This is a genomic window from Streptomyces sp. NPDC004610 (assembly GCF_040609715.1).
Lineage (GTDB): Bacteria > Actinomycetota > Actinomycetes > Streptomycetales > Streptomycetaceae > Streptomyces.
Genome location: NZ_JBEXLA010000031.1, coordinates 52,955 through 72,938, shown reverse-complemented (window position 1 = coordinate 72,938; position 19,984 = coordinate 52,955). Strand labels below are relative to the sequence as shown.

Annotated in this window: 16 protein-coding genes and 1 pseudogene; all 17 read right to left on the bottom strand. The window is 74.0% G+C overall.

What is annotated here, in order from left to right:
• Window positions 1-358 precede the first annotated feature (358 nt).
• The 17 genes and pseudogenes from ABZX40_RS29765 to ABZX40_RS29685 all read right to left on the bottom strand — a co-directional run bounded on the left by ABZX40_RS29765 (window position 359) and on the right by ABZX40_RS29685 (window position 19,608).
• On the bottom strand, window positions 359-1,204 hold the full coding sequence (locus tag ABZX40_RS29765) for a sulfurtransferase (protein WP_355744580.1): 846 nt from the start codon (window positions 1,202-1,204) through the stop codon (window positions 359-361).
• Complete coding sequence (locus ABZX40_RS29760; protein ID WP_355744583.1) at window positions 1,197-2,249, bottom strand: LLM class flavin-dependent oxidoreductase; 1,053 nt, start codon at window positions 2,247-2,249, stop codon at window positions 1,197-1,199. Before ABZX40_RS29760 ends, ABZX40_RS29765 begins: the two co-directional genes overlap by 8 nt.
• Entirely contained in the window at window positions 2,240-4,258 is a 2,019-nt protein-coding gene (locus ABZX40_RS29755) for an ABC transporter ATP-binding protein (RefSeq protein ID WP_355744586.1), read from the bottom strand. Before ABZX40_RS29755 ends, ABZX40_RS29760 begins: the two co-directional genes overlap by 10 nt.
• 149 nt (window positions 4,259-4,407) lie before the next feature.
• Complete coding sequence (locus ABZX40_RS29750; protein WP_355744589.1) at window positions 4,408-5,322, bottom strand: ABC transporter permease; 915 nt, start codon at window positions 5,320-5,322, stop codon at window positions 4,408-4,410.
• Window positions 5,319-6,278 carry an ABC transporter permease gene (locus tag ABZX40_RS29745; RefSeq protein ID WP_355744592.1) on the bottom strand — a complete coding sequence of 320 codons (960 nt, stop codon included), beginning with the start codon at window positions 6,276-6,278 and terminating at the stop codon, window positions 5,319-5,321. Before ABZX40_RS29745 ends, ABZX40_RS29750 begins: the two co-directional genes overlap by 4 nt.
• A gap of 17 nt (window positions 6,279-6,295) precedes the next feature.
• Window positions 6,296-7,900: an ABC transporter substrate-binding protein gene (locus tag ABZX40_RS29740; RefSeq protein WP_355744595.1), complete on the bottom strand. Its 1,605-nt coding sequence runs from the start codon at window positions 7,898-7,900 to the stop codon at window positions 6,296-6,298.
• Window positions 7,901-8,040: 140 nt separating this feature from the next.
• Complete coding sequence (locus ABZX40_RS29735; RefSeq protein ID WP_355744598.1) at window positions 8,041-8,955, bottom strand: LLM class flavin-dependent oxidoreductase; 915 nt, start codon at window positions 8,953-8,955, stop codon at window positions 8,041-8,043.
• A 65-nt stretch (window positions 8,956-9,020) separates the two neighbouring features.
• Window positions 9,021-10,043 carry a methyltransferase gene (locus ABZX40_RS29730; RefSeq protein WP_355744601.1) on the bottom strand — a complete coding sequence of 341 codons (1,023 nt, stop codon included), beginning with the start codon at window positions 10,041-10,043 and terminating at the stop codon, window positions 9,021-9,023.
• A 275-nt stretch (window positions 10,044-10,318) separates the two neighbouring features.
• A complete protein-coding gene (locus ABZX40_RS29725) occupies window positions 10,319-10,810 on the bottom strand; it encodes a nuclear transport factor 2 family protein (RefSeq protein WP_355744604.1) in 492 nt (163 codons plus the stop codon).
• Complete coding sequence (locus tag ABZX40_RS29720; protein ID WP_355744607.1) at window positions 10,807-13,101, bottom strand: FAD-dependent monooxygenase; 2,295 nt, start codon at window positions 13,099-13,101, stop codon at window positions 10,807-10,809. Before ABZX40_RS29720 ends, ABZX40_RS29725 begins: the two co-directional genes overlap by 4 nt.
• Before the next feature lie 24 nt (window positions 13,102-13,125).
• The gene (locus ABZX40_RS29715; protein WP_355744610.1) at window positions 13,126-14,631 is read right to left on the bottom strand and encodes an FAD-dependent monooxygenase; all 1,506 of its coding nucleotides are present in this window, start codon (window positions 14,629-14,631) and stop codon (window positions 13,126-13,128) included.
• Entirely contained in the window at window positions 14,585-15,535 is a 951-nt protein-coding gene (locus ABZX40_RS29710; protein ID WP_355744613.1) for an aromatase/cyclase, read from the bottom strand. The genes ABZX40_RS29715 and ABZX40_RS29710 overlap by 47 nt, the downstream gene beginning before the upstream one ends.
• 117 nt (window positions 15,536-15,652) lie before the next feature.
• On the bottom strand, window positions 15,653-16,456 hold the full coding sequence (gene fabG, locus ABZX40_RS29705) for a 3-oxoacyl-ACP reductase FabG (protein WP_355744616.1): 804 nt from the start codon (window positions 16,454-16,456) through the stop codon (window positions 15,653-15,655).
• A 9-nt stretch (window positions 16,457-16,465) separates the two neighbouring features.
• Window positions 16,466-16,744 carry an acyl carrier protein gene (locus ABZX40_RS29700; RefSeq protein ID WP_355744619.1) on the bottom strand — a complete coding sequence of 93 codons (279 nt, stop codon included), beginning with the start codon at window positions 16,742-16,744 and terminating at the stop codon, window positions 16,466-16,468.
• A gap of 36 nt (window positions 16,745-16,780) precedes the next feature.
• Window positions 16,781-18,013: a ketosynthase chain-length factor gene (locus ABZX40_RS29695; protein ID WP_355744622.1), complete on the bottom strand. Its 1,233-nt coding sequence runs from the start codon at window positions 18,011-18,013 to the stop codon at window positions 16,781-16,783.
• A pseudogene (locus tag ABZX40_RS29690) lies at window positions 18,010-19,282 on the bottom strand (beta-ketoacyl-[acyl-carrier-protein] synthase family protein). Before ABZX40_RS29690 ends, ABZX40_RS29695 begins: the two are co-directional and overlap by 4 nt.
• Window positions 19,279-19,608 (bottom strand): TcmI family type II polyketide cyclase, encoded by a 330-nt coding sequence (locus ABZX40_RS29685; RefSeq protein ID WP_355744625.1) that lies wholly within the window; start codon window positions 19,606-19,608, stop codon window positions 19,279-19,281. The pseudogene ABZX40_RS29690 and the gene ABZX40_RS29685 overlap by 4 nt, the downstream one beginning before the upstream one ends.
• Window positions 19,609-19,984 lie beyond the last annotated feature (376 nt).

Genomic DNA, 19,984 nt, shown 5'->3' with positions numbered 1-19,984 from the left:
CTTCCACCGATCCCGCCACCGGCTGCCGCCGCAGCCCGGGTTCCGGGGCTGCCGATGCACTCCGGGGCGCCATCCCCGCCGAGCCCACCACCCGGGCTCCGCTTCCACCGATCCCGCCACCGGCTGCCGCCGCAGCCCGGGTTCCGGGGCTGCCGATGCACTCCGGGGCGCCATCCCCGCCGAGCCCACCACCCGGCCTCCCCTCCCGACAAGCCCCCCACCCGGCCCCACCCCCGGCTGGCGCCGCAGCCCGGGTTGCGGGCCTGCCGACGCACTCCGGGGCGCCATCCCCGCCGAACCCGCCACCCGGGCTGCACTCGCGCCGAGCCCCCACCGGGCCGCCCCCACACCCCCGCCCCTACCCAGGCTCCGCCCCCGTCGTCACCGGGCGGGATGGGTCCGCTGACCAGGCGGACCAGGAGCCGGGGTAGAGGGACGCGTGGGGGAAGCCGGCGTGTTCCAGGGCGAGGAGGTTGTGGCAGGCCGTGACGCCGCTGCCGCAGTAGACGATGACTTCCGTCCCGTCGCCCGCGCCGAGCGCCCGGTAGCGTTCGCGGAGTTGGCCGGGCGTGGCGAAAGTGCCGTCCGGGGTGAGGTTGGCGCTCCAGGGGGCGCTGCGGGCGCCGGGGATGTGGCCGGAGCGGATGTCCGTGGGGAGGACGTTGTCCCCCGTGTAGCGGTCGGCGGCTCGGGCGTCGAGGACGACCGCGTTCCGCGCCGCCACCTCGTCGGCGTCGCGCAGGGCGGCCCGGGGCCAGTCCACCGGGGTCAGACGGCGTTCGGGGAGCACCACCTCGCCGGTCTCGGTGGCGCCGGGCCAGCCCTTCAGTCCGCCGTCGAGCAGCGCCGCGGGCCGTCCGGTGCGGCGCAGCAGCCACACCAGGCGGGCGGCGTACGGTCCGCCGTCGGCGTCGTAGGCCACCACGGTCGTGCCGTCCCCGATGCCGAGCGTGCCGAGGTCGCGGGCGAAGGCGGCCGGGTCGGGGAGGGGGTGGCGCCCGCCGGACGGGTCGGGCGGCGCGGACAGCACGGTGTCGACATCGACCCAGACCGCGCCCGGCAGATGCCCGGCGAGATAGGCGTCGCGCCCGCTGCGGCCGTCCAGGAACCAGCGCACATCGGCCAGGACGAGGGCGTTGAGGTGCTCGCGGACCCAGGCGGCGTCGACCACCGGGGGCAGGGTGCCCGGATCGCGGTCAGGCATCGGCCGCCACCGCCTTACGCGCGCCGAGTCCCGCCACCTGGGGCAGAACCTGCGCGGCGACCAGTTCGGTGGCCGCCTGGACCTCCGCGTACGGGATGCCGCCCACGTCGATGGCGAGCAGATGCAGATCGTGGCCCCACAGTTCGTGCAGCCGTCCCAGTCTGTCGACGACCTCGGCGGGGCTGCCGCAGATCGCCGGTCCGTCGTCGCCGATGTAGACGTCGAAGTCGGGTGGGGCGGGCAGATGGGTGGCGCCGGGCTTCTTCACGGTCAGGTAGCCGTTCATGTACGGGGCCCACAGGGCGCGGGCCCGCTGGGACGACTCGGCGACGAAGACATGGCTGGCCGCGCCCAGCCGTCCGGGCGGACCGGAGCGGTGCTGCCGCCACTGGGTGCGGTAGGCGTCGAAGACCGGTACGAACGTGCCCGGTTCGCGGGCGGTGGTGCCCACGACAAGGGGCAGCCCGTGGTCCACGGCGAGTTGTACGGATTCGGTGCCGACACCGCCGCTGATCCACAGCGGGGGGCGGTTCTGGAGGGGCCTGGGGCGGACCGTGACATCGGTGAGCGGCGGGCGGAACGCGCCCTGCCAGGTGACGCGTTCCTCGGTCCACAGCCGCAGGAGCAGTTCGGTGTTCTCGCGCTTGCGGGCCGCCTTCGACTCGGGGGCCTGGCCGAACACCGCGTAGGGCTCGGGGAAGAAGGAGCCGCCCGCGATGAGTTCCAGCCGGCCGCCGGAGAGCAGATCGACCAGGGCGTAGTCCTCGGCGACCAGGACCGGGTCGCGGTTGGCGACCAGGGTGGTGCCGGTGGCGAGCCGGATGGTCGAGGTGTGCTCGGCTATCGCGGCCAGCACCAGCGCGGGCGAGGGGATCACGTCCCGCTCACCGAAGTGGTGTTCGCCGACCGTGTACCAGGCGAAACCGGCCTGCTCCGCCTCGGTGGCGGCACGGACCACGTCCCGCAGCCGCTGCCGCTGGGTGAGGGTCTCACCGGTGAGCGGATCGGGCAGCAGGCTGCCGAAGGTGATGAGCCCTAGCTCCATGGGGTGTCCTCCGTTGTGCTGTGGGCGCGGCGGTCGCCGGGGACGGCGGCCAGCAGTTCCTGGGTGTACGGGTGGCGCGGTGCGCGCAGCAGTTCCTCGGCGGGGCCGCTCTCCACGATCCGGCCCGCGCGCATGACGGCGATCCGGTCGCTGACCTGGGCGACCACGGCGAGGTCGTGGGAGATGAAGAGATAGCTCAGTCCGTGCCGCTCCTGGAGACCGATGAGCAGGTCAAGGATGCGGGCCTGGACGGTGACGTCGAGCGCGGAGACCGGCTCGTCGCACACCAGGAGTTCGGGGCCGAGGGCGAGCGCGCGGGCGATGGCGACGCGCTGGCGCTGGCCGCCGGAGAGTTCGGCGGCGCGGCGGCGCTCGGTCCCGGCGGGCAGCGCCACGTCGTCGAGCAGCCGCCGGACGCGGGCGGGCCATTCGGCGCGGGTGCCGAGACGGTGGTTGCGCAGGGGCTCGGTGAGGAGTTCCTGGACGGTGAAGCGGGGGTTCAGGGAGGCGTAGGGGTTCTGGTAGACGAGTTGGACGCGGCGGTGCAGGGCCCTCCGGGCGGCGCCGCGCGCGGTGGTGAGGTCGACGCCGTCCAGCAGGACCGTGCCGCGGTCGGCCCGTTCGAGGCCGAGGATCATACGGGCGGTGGTCGACTTGCCCGAGCCGGACTCTCCGACGACGCCCAGTGTCTCGCCCCGGCCGAGTTCGAGATCGACGCCGTCGACGGCGGTGCGGGTGCGGCGCCTCAGGGAGAGGGCGGGGCCTCGGACGGGGAAGGAGCGGGTGAGGCCGGTGACGCGGAGGAGGGGGAGCGCGGGGACCTCCGGCCGGTCGGGGGCGGTGGGATCGAGGGTGAGGTTGGGGGTGAGGATCGGGGCGGCGTCGGGCCCGACCGGACCAGGACGGCGGCCCGGCACACCGGCGCGCGGATCCACCCCCTCGGCCACCAACCCACCGGCCCCCGGCACGGCCTCACCGGACCCCGCCGGACGGCGTCGCCGCCTCGTACGGCCGGTGAGGGCGGGCGCGTCGGACAGCAGCGTGCGCGTGTACGGGTGTCTCGGGTCGGTGAGGACCTGTTCCACGGGCCCCGCCTCCACCACCCGCGCCCGCGCCATCACCACCACGTGCTGGGCGCGGTCGGCGACCACCGCGAGGTCATGGGTGACCAGGAGCATCGCGGTGCCCGTGCTGGTCACGACGTGCTGGAGATGGTCGAGGATCTGCCGCTGCACGGTGACATCGAGGGCCGAGGTGGGCTCGTCGGCGACCAGGAGGCGCGGGCGGGCCGCGGTGGCGAGGGCGATGAGGACGCGCTGGCGCATGCCGCCGGACAGTTCGTGCGGGTACTGGCGGGCCCGTTGCCGGGGTTCGGGCAGCCCGGCCTCGGACAGCAGGTCGACGGCCCGCTCCTGGGCGTCCCGGCGGGTGGCCAGGGCGTGGATCCGCAGCACCTCGGCGATCTGCGCGCCGACCGGACGGACGGGGTCGAGGCTGACGCCGGGGTCCTGCGGGACCAGCCCGATCCGGCGCCCCCGCACCTGCCGCCAGGCCCGTTCGCCGAGTCCGGTCAGCTCCTCGCCCTGGAGGCGGACCGAGCCGCCGAGGACCGTGCCTCCGGCGGGGAGCAGACCGACGAGGGCGTGGGCGGTGCTGCTCTTGCCCGAGCCGGACTCGCCCACCACGGCGGTGACCTGCCCGGCCGATGCCGTCAGGTCGAGGCCGTCGACGGCGACATGCGTGCCGCCGCCGCCCCTGGTCCGGTAGCCGATCCGCAGGCCCCGGACGACCAGCAGCGGGGTGCCGGCCGGGGCCGGGGCCGGGGCCGGGTCGGCGGACGTGGCGGGGCCCGAGGCCGGATCGACGGACGTGGCCGGGACCGTGCTCGTGCCCGGGGCCGGGGATGGGGATGGGGCCGGGGCCGTGCCCGGAGCCGGGGCCGATTCGGCGGACGTGGCCGTACCCAAGGCCATGCCCATGCCCATGCCCATGCCCGAGGCCGAGGCCATACCCGTGCCCGAGGTCGGGCTCGGCCCCGGGCCGGAGGTCGGACTCGGCCCCGTCCCCGTCCCCGTCCCCGTCCCCGTCCCCGTCCCCGTCCCCGTCCCCGTCCCCGACGTCAAGCTCGGCTCCATCCCCCGAGCCGGGTCAAGAGGGCTCACCGATTCCTCCGTTCCGTCTTCTCCAGGACCCGTGAGAGCCGGTTGGCGGCGAGCACCACGGCCGTCACGGTGAGACTGGGCAGGGTGGTCAGCCACCAGGACGTGGCGAGGTAGTTGCGGCCCTCCGCCACCAGCGCGCCCCATTCGGGCGCGGGGGGCGGCTCGCCGTAGCCGAGGAAGCTGAGGCTGGAGATGGCGAGGACGACGAGGCCGAAGTCGAGTACGGCCAGGGCCAGTACGGGGGCGATCGCGGCGGGCAGGATGTGCCGGGGCAGCAGCCGCCACCAGCGTGTCCCGCACAGGATCGCCGCCTCGACATAGGGCGCGGTCCGTACCCGGAGCACCTCGGCGCGCATGAGGCGGGCGGAGCCGGCGACGCCGGTGATGCCGACGGCGATGGCGACCTGGGCGGTGCCGACGCCGAGCGCGGTGATGATGGTGAGCGAGAGCAGTACCGGCGGCACCGACAGCATCACCTCGACCACCCGCATGACGACCGTGTCCGCCCAGTGGCCGAAGAACCCGGCGACCAGCCCGAGGAGCACCCCGCCCACCAGGGCGATCAGCAGGGCGACGACGGTGGCGCGCAGCGAGAGGGACGCGCCGTGCACCACCCGGGTGTAGACATCGCGGCCCAGTTGGTCGGTGCCGAAGAGATGCTCGGTGCTCGGGGGGAGGAACCGCTCGGCGGGTGTCCCGGTGAGGGGGTCGCGGGCGGCGAACCAGTCGGGCACCAGGGTCCAGCCGAGGACCAGGGCCAGCACCAGGACGGAGAGGGTGACGCCGGGCGAGCGCAGGGGCGCGAGCAGGGCCCGCCGCAGGCGTGGAGGCGTCCGGGGCGGGTCCGTGGCGGGTCCGGCCGGTGCGGGGGCGGCCTCGCTGTCGGCGGGGGGCTTCATCAGGTGGGTCATGCGGTCACCAGCCGTCCGGTGGCGCGCATCCTCGGGTCGAGCACCGGGTACACCAGGTCGACCAGCAGATCGACCACCGCGAAGGCGAGCGCCGCGACGACCACCACGCCCTGGACGACGGGCAGGTCCTGGGCGGCGACGGCGGACTGGGTGATCCGGCCCATGCCGGGGCGGGAGAACACCGTCTCCACGACGACGGCGCCGCCGATCAGATGGCCGACGAGCAGACCGACCACCGTCACGGCGGGGAGGGAGGCGTTGCGCAGGCCGTGGCCGAGGAGCAGCCGGGCGCGTCCGGCGCCGGTGGCGCGGACGGTGTCGGCGTACGGCTCCTGGAGGGTGGTGTGCAGGCTCTTGCCGAGGATCTGCGCGACCAGGGCGGTGCCGGGGATGGCGAGGGTGCAGGCGGGCAGGACCATGCTCTGCGGGCCGCTGTCGCCCAGTGAGGGGAACAGGTGCCACTGGAAGGACAGCAGCTGGATCAGGACGAGGCCCACCCAGAAGGAAGGCAGCGATACGGCGAGGGAGGGCAGGGAGCGCAGGAAGTGGCCGAGGACCGGGGGGCCGCCGAGGTGGGCGGCGACCCCGAGGAGGGTGCCGAGGACGAGGGAGAGCAGCAGGGCCAGGGTGCCGATCTGGAGGGTCGGGCCGACCGCGTCGGCGATCATCCGGGACACCGGCTGCCCGGTCTGGAGGGAGGCGCCGAAGTCGCCGCGCAGGGCGTCGGTGAGCGCCGATCCGTACTGGGTGGGCAGGGGGCGGTCCAGGCCCAGTTCGGCGCGGGTCCGGGCGATCTGCTCGGGGGTCAGTTCGGTGAAGCCGCCGCGTCCGCTCAGCATGAGCGCCACCGGGTCGCCGGGCAGCAGCCGCAGCGCGACGAAGGCGAGGGTGAACGCGGCCCAGACGACGAAGACCGCGCGCAGGGTCCGGGTGAGGGTGTAGCGGGCCAGGTGCATGGGTGTACCCGCGCCCCTCAGCCGAGCCAGGCGTCGTACAGGCCGAGCCGGTTGGAGGCGTCGAGCGCGAGGCCCTCGACCTGGTCGGACACGCCGTGGACCTGGGCGCCCTCGTAGAGCGGGACGGTGTCGGCGTGGTCGAGGATCCACCGGACGGCGTCGCTGACGGCGGCCTGGCGGGTCTTGTCGTCGGGGGCCTCGACCTGCTGTTCCAGATGGGTGTCGAGGGGGCCGGGCGGGAGGTGCCAGAGGTTGGCGCCCTTGCTGTAGAAGATGTTGCGCAGGACGTCCGGGTCGGCGCGGGTCACGGCGACGGCGGTGATGTCGAACGCGCCCTTCTGCTGCTGTTCGACATAGACGGCGGGGGCGACGGTCCTCAGTTTCAGATCGACGCCGATCGCGCGGAGCTGCTGCTGCACGGCCTCGTTGGCGGGCGGCATGGGCGCGGGGATGAGCCAGGTCAGGGCGAGCGGCTTGCCGTCCTTGACCCGGATGCCGTCCCCGCCGGGCTTCCAGCCGGCACTGTCCAGCAGCGCCTTCGCGCCCTCCGGGTCGTACCGGAGGTGGTCGGAGAAGTCCTCGTAGTAGGGGGTGGCGGAGGACAGGACGCTGGTCGCGGGGCGGTACGAGGAGCTGAAGACGGAGTCCACGAGGCCCTGCCGGTCGATGCCCTTGAGGAGGGCCTGGCGGACCTTGAGGTCGGCGAGGATGCCCTGGTGGTTGAGGGAGAGCGGGGGGACGAGGCCGGGGCCCGGCGCCGACAGCACCCGGAAGCCGTTGCCCTGGAACTGGGTCTCGTCGGTGGGCAGCAGGGCCTTGGCGATGTCGACCTGCCCGGAGCCCAGGGCGCCGGTGCGGGCGCCGCCCTCGGGGATGAAGGAGAACGTCACCTGGTCGATGCGGGCCGCGCCCTGGTGGGTGGCGAGGGAGGAGGGCCAGGCGTAGTCCTCGCGCTTCTTGAGGACCACCTCCTGGTCGGCGGTGTAGTGGTCGAGGACATAGGGGCCGGAGCCGATGAACTTCCCCCGGCAGCGGTCGGCGGTGGACGCCTCGAACGTGGCGGGCGCCAGGACGGCGAGGCCGACGGTGGAAGTGGCCTGGAGGAACTGGGCGTTGGGGGCGTCGAAGCGCACGGTGACGCGGTGCGGGTCGGTGACGGTGGTCCCCCGGTAGCCGGCCAGATAGCTGGCGGCGCCGTTGGCGGGCAGTTTCGCCAGGTTGTCGAACGTGGTCTTCACCGCCTGGGCGTCGACGGGTGTGCCGTCGCTGAAGGTGGCGTCGTCGCGCAGCACGAAGGAGAACGCGCTGCCGTTCTCGGCGGTGGTGAAGGACTCGGCGAGCCAGGGCACGATCTTGCCGGTGTCCGGGTCCTGGGCGGTGAGTCCGTCGGCCAGGGAGCGGCTGATGTCCACCGCGCCGAGCTGTCCGGTCTGCTGGGGGTCCAGGCAGCCGGGGTCCGCCTCGCTGCCGATCCGCAGGGTGCCGCCGTCGCGCGGTGTGCCGTCGCCGCCCCCGCCCGGGGCCGCTCCCCCGCCCGAACACGCGGCGGCGGGCAGAACGACCGCGAGCAGAGCGGTCGCGAGACGGAGCCGGGGGCGCGGGCCGGGGGTACGTACGGACATCGGGGGCCTCTCTGGAGTACGCGGGGGTACGGGTGCGGGCCGGAACACGGGGGCGGGGGCTGGAGGGGGTCGGGGTCGGGGTCTGGAGTACTGGGGTCCGGCGAGGGCTGGAGGGGGGTGAGGTCCGGAGGGGGCGTCCGTCAGCCCTTGGCGACCGCCTCGCGGACGGCGGGCACGATCTCCTCGGCCCAGCGTCCGAGGCCGAGCTGTCCCGAGGGGTCGCCGGAGGAGAAGTACACGAACCCGGAGGCACCGTGTGCGAGGACGGCCTCGGTCAGTTCGGTGATCCACTGGTCGACGGAGCCGCCCAGCCACCGGCCGGACGGGTCGCGGGGGACGCCGACCGGCCGGTCGGTGATCCGGGCGGGCAGGTTGAAGACGGTGGCGATGTCCTCGGGGTCGCGTCCGGCGGCGCGGGCCGCCGCGTCGATGAGGGGCCGCGAGGTGCGGTAGCGGTCGCTGTGCCAGTCGGCGGCGTTGCCGGGGATCCAGCCGTCGGCCGAACGCCCGGTGACGGCGAGGGACTTGGGGCCGACGGAGCCGGTCCAGATCTGCGGCGGGGGCACCGGCGCCGGGTCCAGTCCGGCGATCCGGGTGAACTCGCCGTCCACGGTGACCGGGGCGCGGCCCCCGGACAGTGCCCGGACCAGGCCGATGGCCTCCTCCAGGGCACGGACCGCCGCCGCGGGGTCGAGCCGGGGGACACCGAAGCGGGCGATGTCGTCCCAGTACCCGCCCGCGCCGATGCCCAGGACGACCCGGCCCCCGCTGAGCGCGGACAGCGTCGACAGGGTGCGGGCCAGCAGCGGCACCGGGCGGGTGGGGAGGTTGGTGACGGTGGTGACGCCGGTGATGTTCCGGGTCCGGCCGAGGAGCAGGCCCAGCGTGCCGTACGCCTCCAGCCGGTCGCCGTAGTACGGGTGGTCGGACAGGGCGAAGAAGTCGAGGCCCGCCCGGTCGGCGTACTCGACCCTGCGGACGACCTCCGGCGCGTCGGCGACCGCGGTGCCCGGCCCGATACCGAACCACAGCTTGCGCGCGAACCGTTCTGGCATGGCTGTGCCTGCTCTTTCCTTCGTACGGGGAGGGAGGTGGGGCCTTGACCGGGGGGAGCCGGGGGTCAGGCGCGGACGGCCTCTACGACGCTGCAATGGCCGCCCGGCACGATGGCGGACAGTTTGAGTCCGGAGTCGGCCAGCAGGGTCGCGAACTCGTCGGCGGTGCGCTGGCGTCCGCCGGCCACGACCAGCATGTCGAGATCCATCAGGGAGACCATGGGCGAGGGGCGCGGCCGGTCCGGCAGCACGGCCTCCACCAGCAGGACCCGTCCGTCGTCGGTCAGCGCGTCGCGGGAGTTGGCCAGGATGCGGCGGGAGGGCTGGTCGTCCCAGTCGTGGATGATGTTGGAGAGGATCACCGCGTCGGTCTCGCCGGGGACGGACTCGAAGAAGTCCCCGGCGACCAGTTCGGCCCGGTCGGCGACGCCCGCCTCGCGCAGCGGCTCCCCGGCGCCCGCGATGACCTCGGGCCGGTCGTAGAGGACACCGCGTGCGGTGGGCGCGGACTTCAGTACGGCGGCCAGCAGGGCGCCGCGTCCGCCGCCCGCGTCCACCACGGTGGCGAAGCGGCCGAAGTCGTAGGCGGCGACGACGGGGGCGATGATCCGCCGGGACAGCTCGGTCATGGCCCGGTCGAAGACTCCGAGGACCTCGGGGTGGTCGTGCATATAGTCCCAGACGGGTGTGCCGAGGACCTCGGGGAAGGCGGTGCGGCCGGTGCGGACGGCGTCGGTGAGACCGGCCCAGGAGTGGCGTTCGGCGGGCAGCCCGGTCCAGATGGCGAAGTCGCGCAGGCTGGTGGGGCTGTCGGTGCGCAGGGTGGCGCCCAGGTCGGTGAGGTCGAAGACGCGGTCGTCGTGCTCGGTGAACAGGCCGATGTCGGCGCCGGCTCGCAGCAGCCGGTAGAGGCTCGGGGCATGGCTGCCGGTGGCGGTGGCGATCTCGTCCACGGGGCGGGGGCCGTCGGCCAGGGCGTCGGCGACGCCGAGTTCGGCGGTCGCGCTGACCGCCTGGGCGGCCCAGCCGGCGGTGACCAGCTGCAACAGCTGTGCGGACAGGGGTGGTTGATGGGCGCCTGGGGGCATGACGGGGCTTCCTCCTTGGTACCGGGGTGGCCGGGGGGTGGGGATGGGACGCACCGACAGGCCCGGAGACAGTCTGTTCCGGGCATTCGGGCGGTTCAAGGCGTGCCTGTGTCAGGTCTTTGCGCGCTATGTCAAATCTCGGCAGGTACGGCTCGTGGTCGTCGCCGCACCCGTACCCGCACCCGTGCTCGTGCCCGTCGCTCGTGCTCGTTGCTCGTGCTCGTTGCTCGTGCGACCGGCGGTGGCTCGCGAGGGGCGGGTCGGGTCGGGGCGGGTCAGTGTCCCGGGCCGCCCTGCGGGCCCTGCCCCGCGTGCCAGACCAGGTCGAAGACGAACCGGTCGATGCGCCAGCCGTCGGCGGTGCGGATCGCGCCGGCCTCGTAGTGGCCGCCGATGGTGAAGTGGGTGCCCGGTTCGGCGGCCCGGCGGACATGGACGGCGGTCAGATGGGCCCGGATCCCGGCCCGGTCGCCGTCGATGTCGAGGGTGTAGTTGGTGGCGGTGTGATGGGTGCGCTCGAAGGTGGTGCGCGCCAGTCTCTGGAACTCGGCGAGGCCGGTCATGCCCTTGTACTCGCCCATGGGGAAGGTGAGGTGGGCGTCGTCGGTGAAGACCGCGCCGAACCAGTCGTCGCGGTGCCGGTCGCGGTCGAGGTGGGTGAGGTAGCGGTCGGCGAGGGCGGTCAGTTCGGCCCGGTCGGTGAGGGCGCGCAGGGTGGTGCGCAGGGTGGCGACGGCCTCTTCGGTGGGGGTGACGGCGGCACTCATGCCGGGTCCGCCTTTCGGTGGCTGGGGGGTGGGGGTGGCTCGGCGGGTGGGCCGAACCAGCGGTGCAGGGCGGTGGTGAGGCCCTCGGCGCCCGGTGCGGTGGTGGCCCAGGCGGCGTGTCCGTCGGGGCGGATCAGCAGGGCGCGCAGGCCGGAGAGTTCGTCGTCCCGGTCGCCGGGGGGTTCGGGGACGGCGGTGGTGACGGTCACCCGGTCGTGCCAGGGGGTGGCCGCCGCCCTGGTCGCCGGGTCGTCGGCGAGGTCGAGCAGGACTCCGCGCGCCGGGTGCAGGAGCCGGGTGGTGCTGGTCGGGCCGGTGGGACCGGACAGGGCGCGCGGTGCGACGCGCCGGCCGGTCGGCGGTGGGCCGGTGCCCAGGTCGTAGCGGATGTCCAGGCCGCTCACGGCACCGGCCAGATGGCGTTTGACGTCGTCGTGCTCGATCAGTTCGGCGAACAGGGCGCGCAGGGGGTCGGACTCACGGCCGCCGAGGAAGACATGGCCCTGGGCGCGGGTGTTCGTGAGCAGCCGGGCGCCGACCGGGTGGCGTTCGTCGTGGTAGGTGTCCAGCAGGGTGGCCGGGGCGGTGCCGCGGGCGACGGCGGCGAGTTTCCAGCCGAGGTTGACGGCGTCCAGGATGCCGGTGCTCATCCCCTGGCCGCCGGCCGGGAGATGGATGTGGGCGGCGTCCCCGGCGAGCAGGACGCGGCCCCGCCGGTAGGCGGACGCCTGCCGGGTGGCGTCGGTGAAGGAACTCACCCAGGGGGCCTCGGCACCGGTGAGGTCCTCGCCGGTGAGCCGCCGCCACGCCTGCGCGACCTCCGCGAAGGTCACGGGGGCGGCGTCGGCGCGGGGCGGGGTGCCGTCCGGGCAGACGATGATCCGGTCCACGTCGTCGCTCAGCGGTGCCGCCATCACCATGCCGTGCTCCAGGCGTTCACCGAGCGGGCGCGGGCGCAGGGCGCGGCCCCGGATGTCCGCCAGGTACATCACCCGGGAGGCCGGGGTGCCGGGGAAGCCGATCCCGGCGGCGCCGCGCACCGGGCTGTGCCCGCCGTCGGCGCCGACCAGGTAGGCGGCGCGCAGCGGGCGCGGGCCGTCGGGGGTCCGTACGGTGATCCGTACGGCGGGGTCGCCGGGTTCGGTGCCCTCGTGGAGGTGGGTGAACTCCCAGCCTCGGCGGATGTCGGCGCCGAGTCCGGCCGCCCAGGTCTCCAGGACCTCCTCGGTGCGGGACTGGGGGATGCCGCGGGCCCCGAAGTGCGCGCCGGGCAGCACGGTGTAGTCGAAGCGGACCCCGCCGAAGTGGCCGATGGGGCTGATGTCGGGGCGGTCGCCCGGTCCGAAGCGGGGCAGCAGACCGCGCTGGTCGAGGGCCTCCATGGCGCGGGCGGTGAAGCCGAGGCCCCGGGACTGGCCGGTGGGTGCGGTGAGCCGTTCCAGGACGGTCACGCGCGCGCCGCCCAGGCGCAGTTCCCCGGCGAGGGTGAGCCCGGTGGGTCCGGCGCCTACGACGATGACATCGGTGACGTCGGCGGCCTCGGTGACCTCGGGGTCGGCGGGGTCGGCGGGGTCCGGTGCTGGGTGCGCCCCGGTCGTCGTCATGCCGGCCGGTCCGCCGCCGAGCGGGTGTGGGTCACCTGGTAGGTGTTTGGCCTGGCGCCGGGTGACCAGGGCGCGGGCCCGCTCCCGGCCGGCGCGGATGTCGGCGGGGCGGTCCTGTTCGGGCAGGGTGTGGAAGGCGTCGTACCGCTCCTTGCTGTCCCACTGGGCGTAGTTGGCGATGAAGGTGCCGTCGATGCCGCGGAAGTAGGTGTGGGAGCGGTAGCCGGGGACCGTCGTGATCCAGGGGTCGGGCTTGGCGAGGGTGTCCAGCAGTTCCGCCTGGTCCTCGGGGCGGGTGTCGAGCACGATCAGGACGGTGTGGTCGTCGCGGCCGGGGGAGATCTCGATGCCCTGGGCGAGGGCGGGGTGGTGCTGGGTGAAGGCGAGTTCGGTCTTGAGCAGCCGTACGGTCCGGGCGAGTTTGTGGAACAGGGGCACGGTCCGGCGCTGGAACTTCTCGCCCTCGTAGCGGGCCTGGAGATCGGCGGCGCTGCGCCACTGGATGTAGTTGACGGTGCCGGGTTCGTCGACGCCCGCGTGCAGGGTGGAGGAGATCCAGCCGGGGTAGTCGGCGTGGTCGATGATGTCGCGCATGGCGTCGAGGACGTCGTGCTGGAGGGGCACGGTGTCGGTCTCGAAGAGGTTGAAGACGGTCAGATAGCCGTCGTCGGGTGAGATCAGGGGCATGGTGGCGGCGTCCTTCGGGTGCGGTCAGTGGTGGGAGGTCCCGGGGCCGAACCAGCGGGTGAGGGCGTCCTGGAGGCCGTCCGGGGAGGGGGCGGCCCAGACGACATGGCCGTCGGGGCGGACCAGCGTCCAGCCGGTGAGGTCGGGGGCGGGGGCCGGGGTGGCGAAGGGGACGGTACGGCCGCCGAGGATCGCCGCCGCCTCCGGGAGGGTTCCGGGGCCCAGGAGCAGGCCCCGGCCGGGGCGCAGGGCCTCGGTGCTGGTCGTCGCGCCGGACGGGGAGGCGGTGAGGGGGGTGTCGGGCAGCCGGGCGCCGGTCAGGGGGTGCGGGGGGCCGTGGACGTCGTAGCGCGGATCGAGGCCGGTGAGGGTGGCGGCGAGGTGGGCGCGGACCGGTTCATGGGTCAGCAGTTCGGTGAGCAGGGTGCGGGTGGGGTCGGCCTCGGGGCCGCCGAGCAGCAGCAGGGCCTGGGCCTCGATGGAGGTGAGGACGCGTTGCCCGACCGGGTGGCGTTCGTCGTGGTAGCTGTCGAGCAGGGCGGGGTGGGCGCGGCCGGTGACCTCGGCGGCGAGTTTCCAGCCCAGGTTGAAGGCGTCCTGAAGGCCGAGGTTGAGGGCCTGGCCGCCGATGGGCAGTTGGCGGTGCGCCGCGTCCCCGGCGAACAGGATCCGGCCGTGCCGGTAGTGGGTGAGCCGGCGTGAGGTGTCGCCGAAGGCGTTCACCCAGAGCGGGGTGCCGCCGCCGATGTCCTCGCCGGTGACCCGTTTCCAGGCCCGGACGATCTCGTCGAAGGCGGGGGCGCCGGTGCGGTGGGGTGCCGGGGTGCCGTGCTCGTGGACCATGACCCGGGTGACCCCGTCCGCGCGGCGGGCGGCGATGGCCAGGCCGTCCGGGAGGCGTTCGAAGCGCCGGTCGGGTACGTCGATGCCCGCCACGTCGGCGCGCAGCAGTTCGCGGCGGGCGTCATGGCCCGGGAAGGCGGCGCCGGTCAGCTCCCGGACGGTGCTGTCCTCGCCGTCGCAGGCGACGAGGAAGGCGCCCCGGACCCGGACCGTTCCGTGCACGCCGACGGCCTCGGCCTCCGCGTACTCCTCGGTGGCGGTGACGGCCCGCACCGTGTGGCCGCGCCGGATGTCCGCGCCCAGGGCGGCGGCCCAGTGGCCGAGCAGCCGCTCGGTCTCCTGCTGCGGCACCTTCCACAGGCCCGGACGGCTGCCGGGCAGGGTCAGATCGAGCGGGATGCCCGCGTAGTGGCCCCGGCGCTCGCCCGGCGGATCGGGGATCCCGGCCAGCAGCCCCCGGCTGTCCAGGATCTCCATGGTGCGGGCGTGCAGGGTCGACGCCCGCGACTCGGCCAGCGGCCCGGTTCGCCGCTCCAGTACGGTGACCCGGGCGCCGCCGAGGCGCAGTTCACCGGCGAGCAGCAGCCCCACGGGTCCGGCGCCCACGACGACGACCTCGGTGTCCAGCCGGTCCGGCATGTCAGCGCCGCCGCTCTCCGGAGCGGGCCTCGGCGTAGGTCCTGGCATGGCCGAGGGTGGCCAGGCTGTTGGTGGACAGGGCGGAGTGCACATACTCCCGGGCATCCGCCACGGTCGCGTCGGCGCCCAGGACGGCGGCGATGGTGGCGGTGTTGAGGGTGACGGTGTGCTGGGAGGAGGCGGTGGTGCCCGTCGCGCTCTCCTCGAAGGTCCAGATGCCGGTGTGCAGGGTCAGCAGGGCGGGCAGGGTGACCTGTTTGTAGACGATCCGCTCGTGCGGGAACGTCACCCGGTACGACCTGGTGGTGTGGGTGGTGCCGTCCTTGGCGTGGGTGTCCATCTCCAGTGTCTGGAGGCCGGAGGTGTCCTCGGTGAGCCGGGCGGACGCCACATGCGGCAGCCGGTCGCTCCAGCGGCCCGCCTCGTTGACGAAGTCGAAGAGGTCCTTGGCCGCGCCCGCGACGGTGACGCTGTCGGTGAAGGAGAACGTCAGGTCCTCGGCGGCGTGCGCGGCCTCCACATTGGTGCGTAGGGCGGCCAGTTCGGAGCGGCTGTTGCGGTCGACGGCCGCGTCGATCCAGGCGAGCGAGGCGGGGTCGTCGTCGATGGCGCGGTAGTCGTGCAGCAGGCGGACGCGGGAGGAGTGCTCGCCGAGCCGTTCGATGATCCAGGCGCCGCCCATCGCGGCGACCGGCGGGGCGCTGATCTCCTGCCGGAAGGTGACGCGCAGGCCGTCCGGGTCCAGGGTGCGGCGGGAGGTCCAGTGCTTGGCCTCGTCCCCGGCGGTGGCCCAGATCCGGATGCGCTCCTGGTCGCCGCTGTGCTCGACCCGGTCGACATGGATGGTGGGCGGGAAGATCCGGGGCCAGTTCACCACGTCGGCCAGCAGCCGGTAGACGGCCGGCGCGGGGGCGCCGACGGTGATCTCGTGCTCGACCTCACGGGTCGTCATGGTCACTGCTCCTCGGGAGGGGGTGGGTGAGTGGGTGGGTGTGGGGTGCCCGGCGCCGGGGTGCCGGGATGCCGGTCGGCGGCTCGACCGCCCACGGCGATGGAACCGGCGGGCGGTTCAGAAGTTGCCCAGACCGCCGCAGACATTGAGGGCCTGGGCCGTGATGGAGGCGGCGGCGTCCGAGGCGAGATAGCCGACCAGTCCCGCGACCTCCTCGGGGGTGGAGTAGCGGCCGAGCGGGATCTTCGCGGTGAACTTCTCCAGGATCGCGTCCTCGGTGGTGTCATAGGCGGCGGCGTAGCCCTGGCGGACCCGCTGGGCCATCGGGGTCTCCACATATCCCGGGCAGACCGCGTTGACGGTGATCCCGGTGGGGGCCAGCTCATTGCCGAGGGCCTTGGTGAACCCGACCACGCCGTGCTTGGACGCGGAGTAGGGGGCGCCCAGCACCACGCCCTGCTTGCCCGCCGTGGAGGCGATGTTGATGATCCGCCCCCGGTCCTTGTGCCGCAGTCCGCCGGTGGTGAGGACCTCGCGGGTGAGCCGGAAGACACTGGTCAGATTGGTCTCGATGACGTCCTCCCACAGTGCGTCGGGGAGGTCGGCGGTGACGCCGCCGCCGGAGCGGCCCGCGTTGTTGACCAGGACGTCGATCGTGCCGAACCGGGCGAGGGCGGCCCCGACGAAGTCCCGCACGGCGGCGGCGTCCCGGACGTCGACGACCGTGCCGCCCACGTCGAGACCCTCGGCGGTGAGTTCCTTGACGGTGGCCTCGACGTTCTGCGCGTCGCGGGCGCCGATGAAGACCCGGTGTCCCTGGGCGCCCAGGAGCCGGGCGACGGCCAGGCCGATCCCGCTGGTGGCGCCGGTGACGAGGGCGACCCGGCCCGCGGTGGGGGCGGTGGTGGAGGTGTCGGTCATGGCGGGTCCCTAGGAATGGTCGGCGGTGCGGGAGACGGTGAGCAGTTCATTGACGACGTCGATGAGTGCCCGGGGGGTGAGCCCGTCGGTGAGCACGTCGTCGTCCAGGGTGATGCCATAGGCGCGCTCGATGCGGCTGCCGGTCTCCAGCAGGGCCAGCGACTCGTAGCCGAGCGCCTCGAAGCCGGTGTCGAGGACGTCCGTGTCGAAGTCGACGCCCTCCTGGGCGCCCGCGGCGGCCAGCAGGATCTGGCGGAGGTCGGTGAGGGTGAACAGCTCGGCGGACAAGGGGACTTCCCTTCCGGTGGGACGGGGGCCGGACAGTCAGGCGCCGGTGTCGGCGGGGGCGCGCAGCACGACCGCGGAGTTGAAGCCGCCGTGCCCCCGGGCCAGGACCAGCGCGGTGCGCAGGGCGCCGTGGCGCGGCCGGTCGACCACGAGGTCGAGGGCGTACTCGGGGGCGGGGCGGACGTTGACGGCGGCGGGGACGACGCCGTCGCGCAGGGCGAGCAGCGCGGTGGCCAGATCGAGGGGCGCGGCGCCGGAGTAGAGCCGTCCGGTCATGGTCTTGGGTGCGCTGACCGGGACGCCGGACGGGCCGAAGACGGCGGTGAGCGCGTCGGCCTCGGCCCGGTCGAGGCCGGGGTCGGCGGCGGCGTCGGCGAACACCACGTCGATGTCACGGGCGTCGGCGTCCGCGTCGGCGAGGGCGAGTTCGATGGCCCTGCGCAGGGCGGGCGGGCGCCCGCTGCCGGGCCGGGGGTCGAAGGTGGCGCCGTAGCCGGCGATCTCCCCGTAGGGGGTCGCGCCGCGCTCCCGGGCCGCGTCGGCGTCCTCCAGGATCAGGATGGCGCCGCCCTCGCCCGGCACATGTCCCTGGGCGTCCCGGTCGAAGGGGAGGTAGGCGCGGTCGGGTTCCTCGCTGGTGCTGAGCCGGCCGCTGGTGAGCTGGGCGACCCAGCCCCAGGGGCACAGGGAGGCGTCGATGCCGCCGGAGACGATCAGCCGGGTGCCCTTGCGGATCTGGCGGCGGGCCTGGGCCACCGCGTCGAGCCCACCGGCCTGGTCGCTGACGACGACCCCGCTGGGGCCCTTCATCCCGTTGCGGATGGAGATCTGGCCGCTGTTGACGGCGTAGAACCAGGCGAACGACTGGTAGGCGGAGACGTACTCGCTGCCCTGGCCCCACAGTTTGCGCAGTTCGTTCTGGCCGAACTCGAAGCCGCCGGAGGCGCTCGCGGTGACCACGCCCATGTCGAACCCGGCGAGCCGGTCCGGGTCGACCCCGGCGTCGGCGAGAGCCCAGTCGGCGGCGGCCAGGGCGATCCTGGTCATGCGGTCGGTCTGCGGGATGAGGCGGCCCGGCAGATGCTCCTCGGCGGCGAAGCCGGGGATCTCGCCGGCCAGCCGGGCGGGGTAGCCGGAGGGGTCGAAGCGAGTGAGGCGGCCGATGCCGCTCTTGCCGCCGCAGGTGGCGGCCCAGTAGTCCCGGGTGCCCAGGCCGTTGGGCGAGGCGACGCCGAGCCCGGTCACCACGACGGACGCTCGGGTGTTCACAGCGGGGTCCTTTCCGGGTCGGCGAGCACCATCGCGCTCTGGAAGCCGCCGAAGCCGCTGCCCACGGTGAGGACCACATCGGTGAGCTGTTCGCGGGCGTGCAGCGGGACGTAGTCGAGGTCGCACTCGGGGTCGGGGGGTGCGCAGATTGGCGGTCGGGGGCACCACGTCGTGCTCCATGGCCAGGACCGAGGCGGCGATCTCGATGGAGCCGATGGCGCCCAGGGAGTGGCCCACCATGGACTTGATGGAGCTGACCGGTGTCCGGTAGGCGTGCCCGCCCAGGCTCTTCTTGAACGCGGCGGTCTCATGGCGGTCGTTCTGTTTGGTTCCCGAGCCGTGCGCGTTGATGTAGTCGACGGCCTCGGCGGGCAGCCGTGCCTCGTCCAGGGCGACCCGGATGGCCTCGGCCATCTCCGCTCCGTCCGGGCGCAGTCCGGTCATGTGGTAGGCGTTGGAGCGGGTCGCGTATCCGGCGATCTCCGCGTAGATGTGGGCGCCGCGGGCGCGGGCCCGGTCGAGTTCCTCCAGGACAAACACGGCGGCGCCCTCGCCGAGGACGAATCCGTTGCGGGTGCCGTCGAAGGGGCGGGAGGCGTGGGCCGGGTCCTCGTGGCGGGGGGTGGTGGCCTTGATGGCGTCGAAGCAGGCCATGGTGATCGGGGAGATCGGCGCGTCCGACGACCCGGCGACCATGACGTCGGCGGAGCCCTCGCGGATCAGTTCGGCGGCGTAGCCGACCGAATCGATGCCGGAGGTGCAGCCGGTGGAGACCACGGTGGTGGGGCCCTCGGCGCCGACCGCCCAGGCCACCTCGGCGGCGAAGGAGCTGGGCACCAGATGGTTGTAGAGGTGCGGCGCGGCATAGGCGTGGTCGACCAGGTCGAGCCGGCCGCCGTCGCTGACCACCCGGTACTCCTCGTCCAGGCCCATGGTGGCGCCGACGGCGCTACCGACGGTGACGCCGGTCCGGTAGGGGTCGGTGGCGGTGAGGTCGACGCCGCTGTCGGCGACCGCGCCGCGCGCGGCGACCACGGCGAACTGGGCGGCGCGGTCCATCCGGCGGACCTCCTGCGGGGTCAGTCCGTGGCGGTAGGGGTCGAAGTCGATCTCGGCGGCGACCCGGGAGCGGAACGGGGCGGGATCGAAGAAGGTGATGCCGCGGGTCGCCGTGCGGCCCTCGCTCAGCAGATCCCAGAAGTCCCCGGCCCCCACCCCGCCGGGAGCGAGGACCTCCAGACCGGTGATGACCACCCGGCGGCCGGTCACGCGGACGCCTCCCAGGTGTAGAAGCGGGTGGCCATCGCGTCGGCCGGGGAGCGCCAGGTCGCGGGGTCGTACGCCTCGATGTACGGCTTGAGGTCCTTGCTGATGCCGATGAAGCGGGGGTCGGTCCTGGCCGCCTCGATCTGCTCGCCCCCGTTGTCCTCGTCGAAGTCCTGGAGGTGGAAGTACAGCCCCCGGAACGAGAAGAGCTGGCGCCGCCGGGTGCCCATCCGGTGCGGCATCTCGGTGGCGTCGAAGGCGCCGAACAGCCGGGCCACATCGGTGCTCGCGCCCGGTTCCAGCCTGGCGACGATCAATGTGCTGTGCATGCGTACTCACTCCTCGTCGACCTGTAGTCCTTGGCGTCCCGGCGGCTCTCGCCGCGCCCTGAAGCCCCCCGAGCGAATGAACGGACCCGCGCTTTCAAGGCTCAGCCGTTCCGGGGCGCGGATCAACACAGGCCGTTTCAGGGCTTTGTCAGGGGTTGTCAGGGACGGCACGGCAATGTCAGGCCGGTGCCGGGCGGCGGCAGGGACGGACACGAACGGGACAACGGGGCGGCGGTCAGGTCAGACGACGGGCACGCGGGGCCCGCCGGGGAGGCCCCCGGGGTGTCCCTCGCGGTCGGCCACGATCCGATGTCGGTCCGCCCGATTTCCGTTCCGCCCGTTGACAGGGCCGCCGGGCCGTCCCTATCTTCACCAT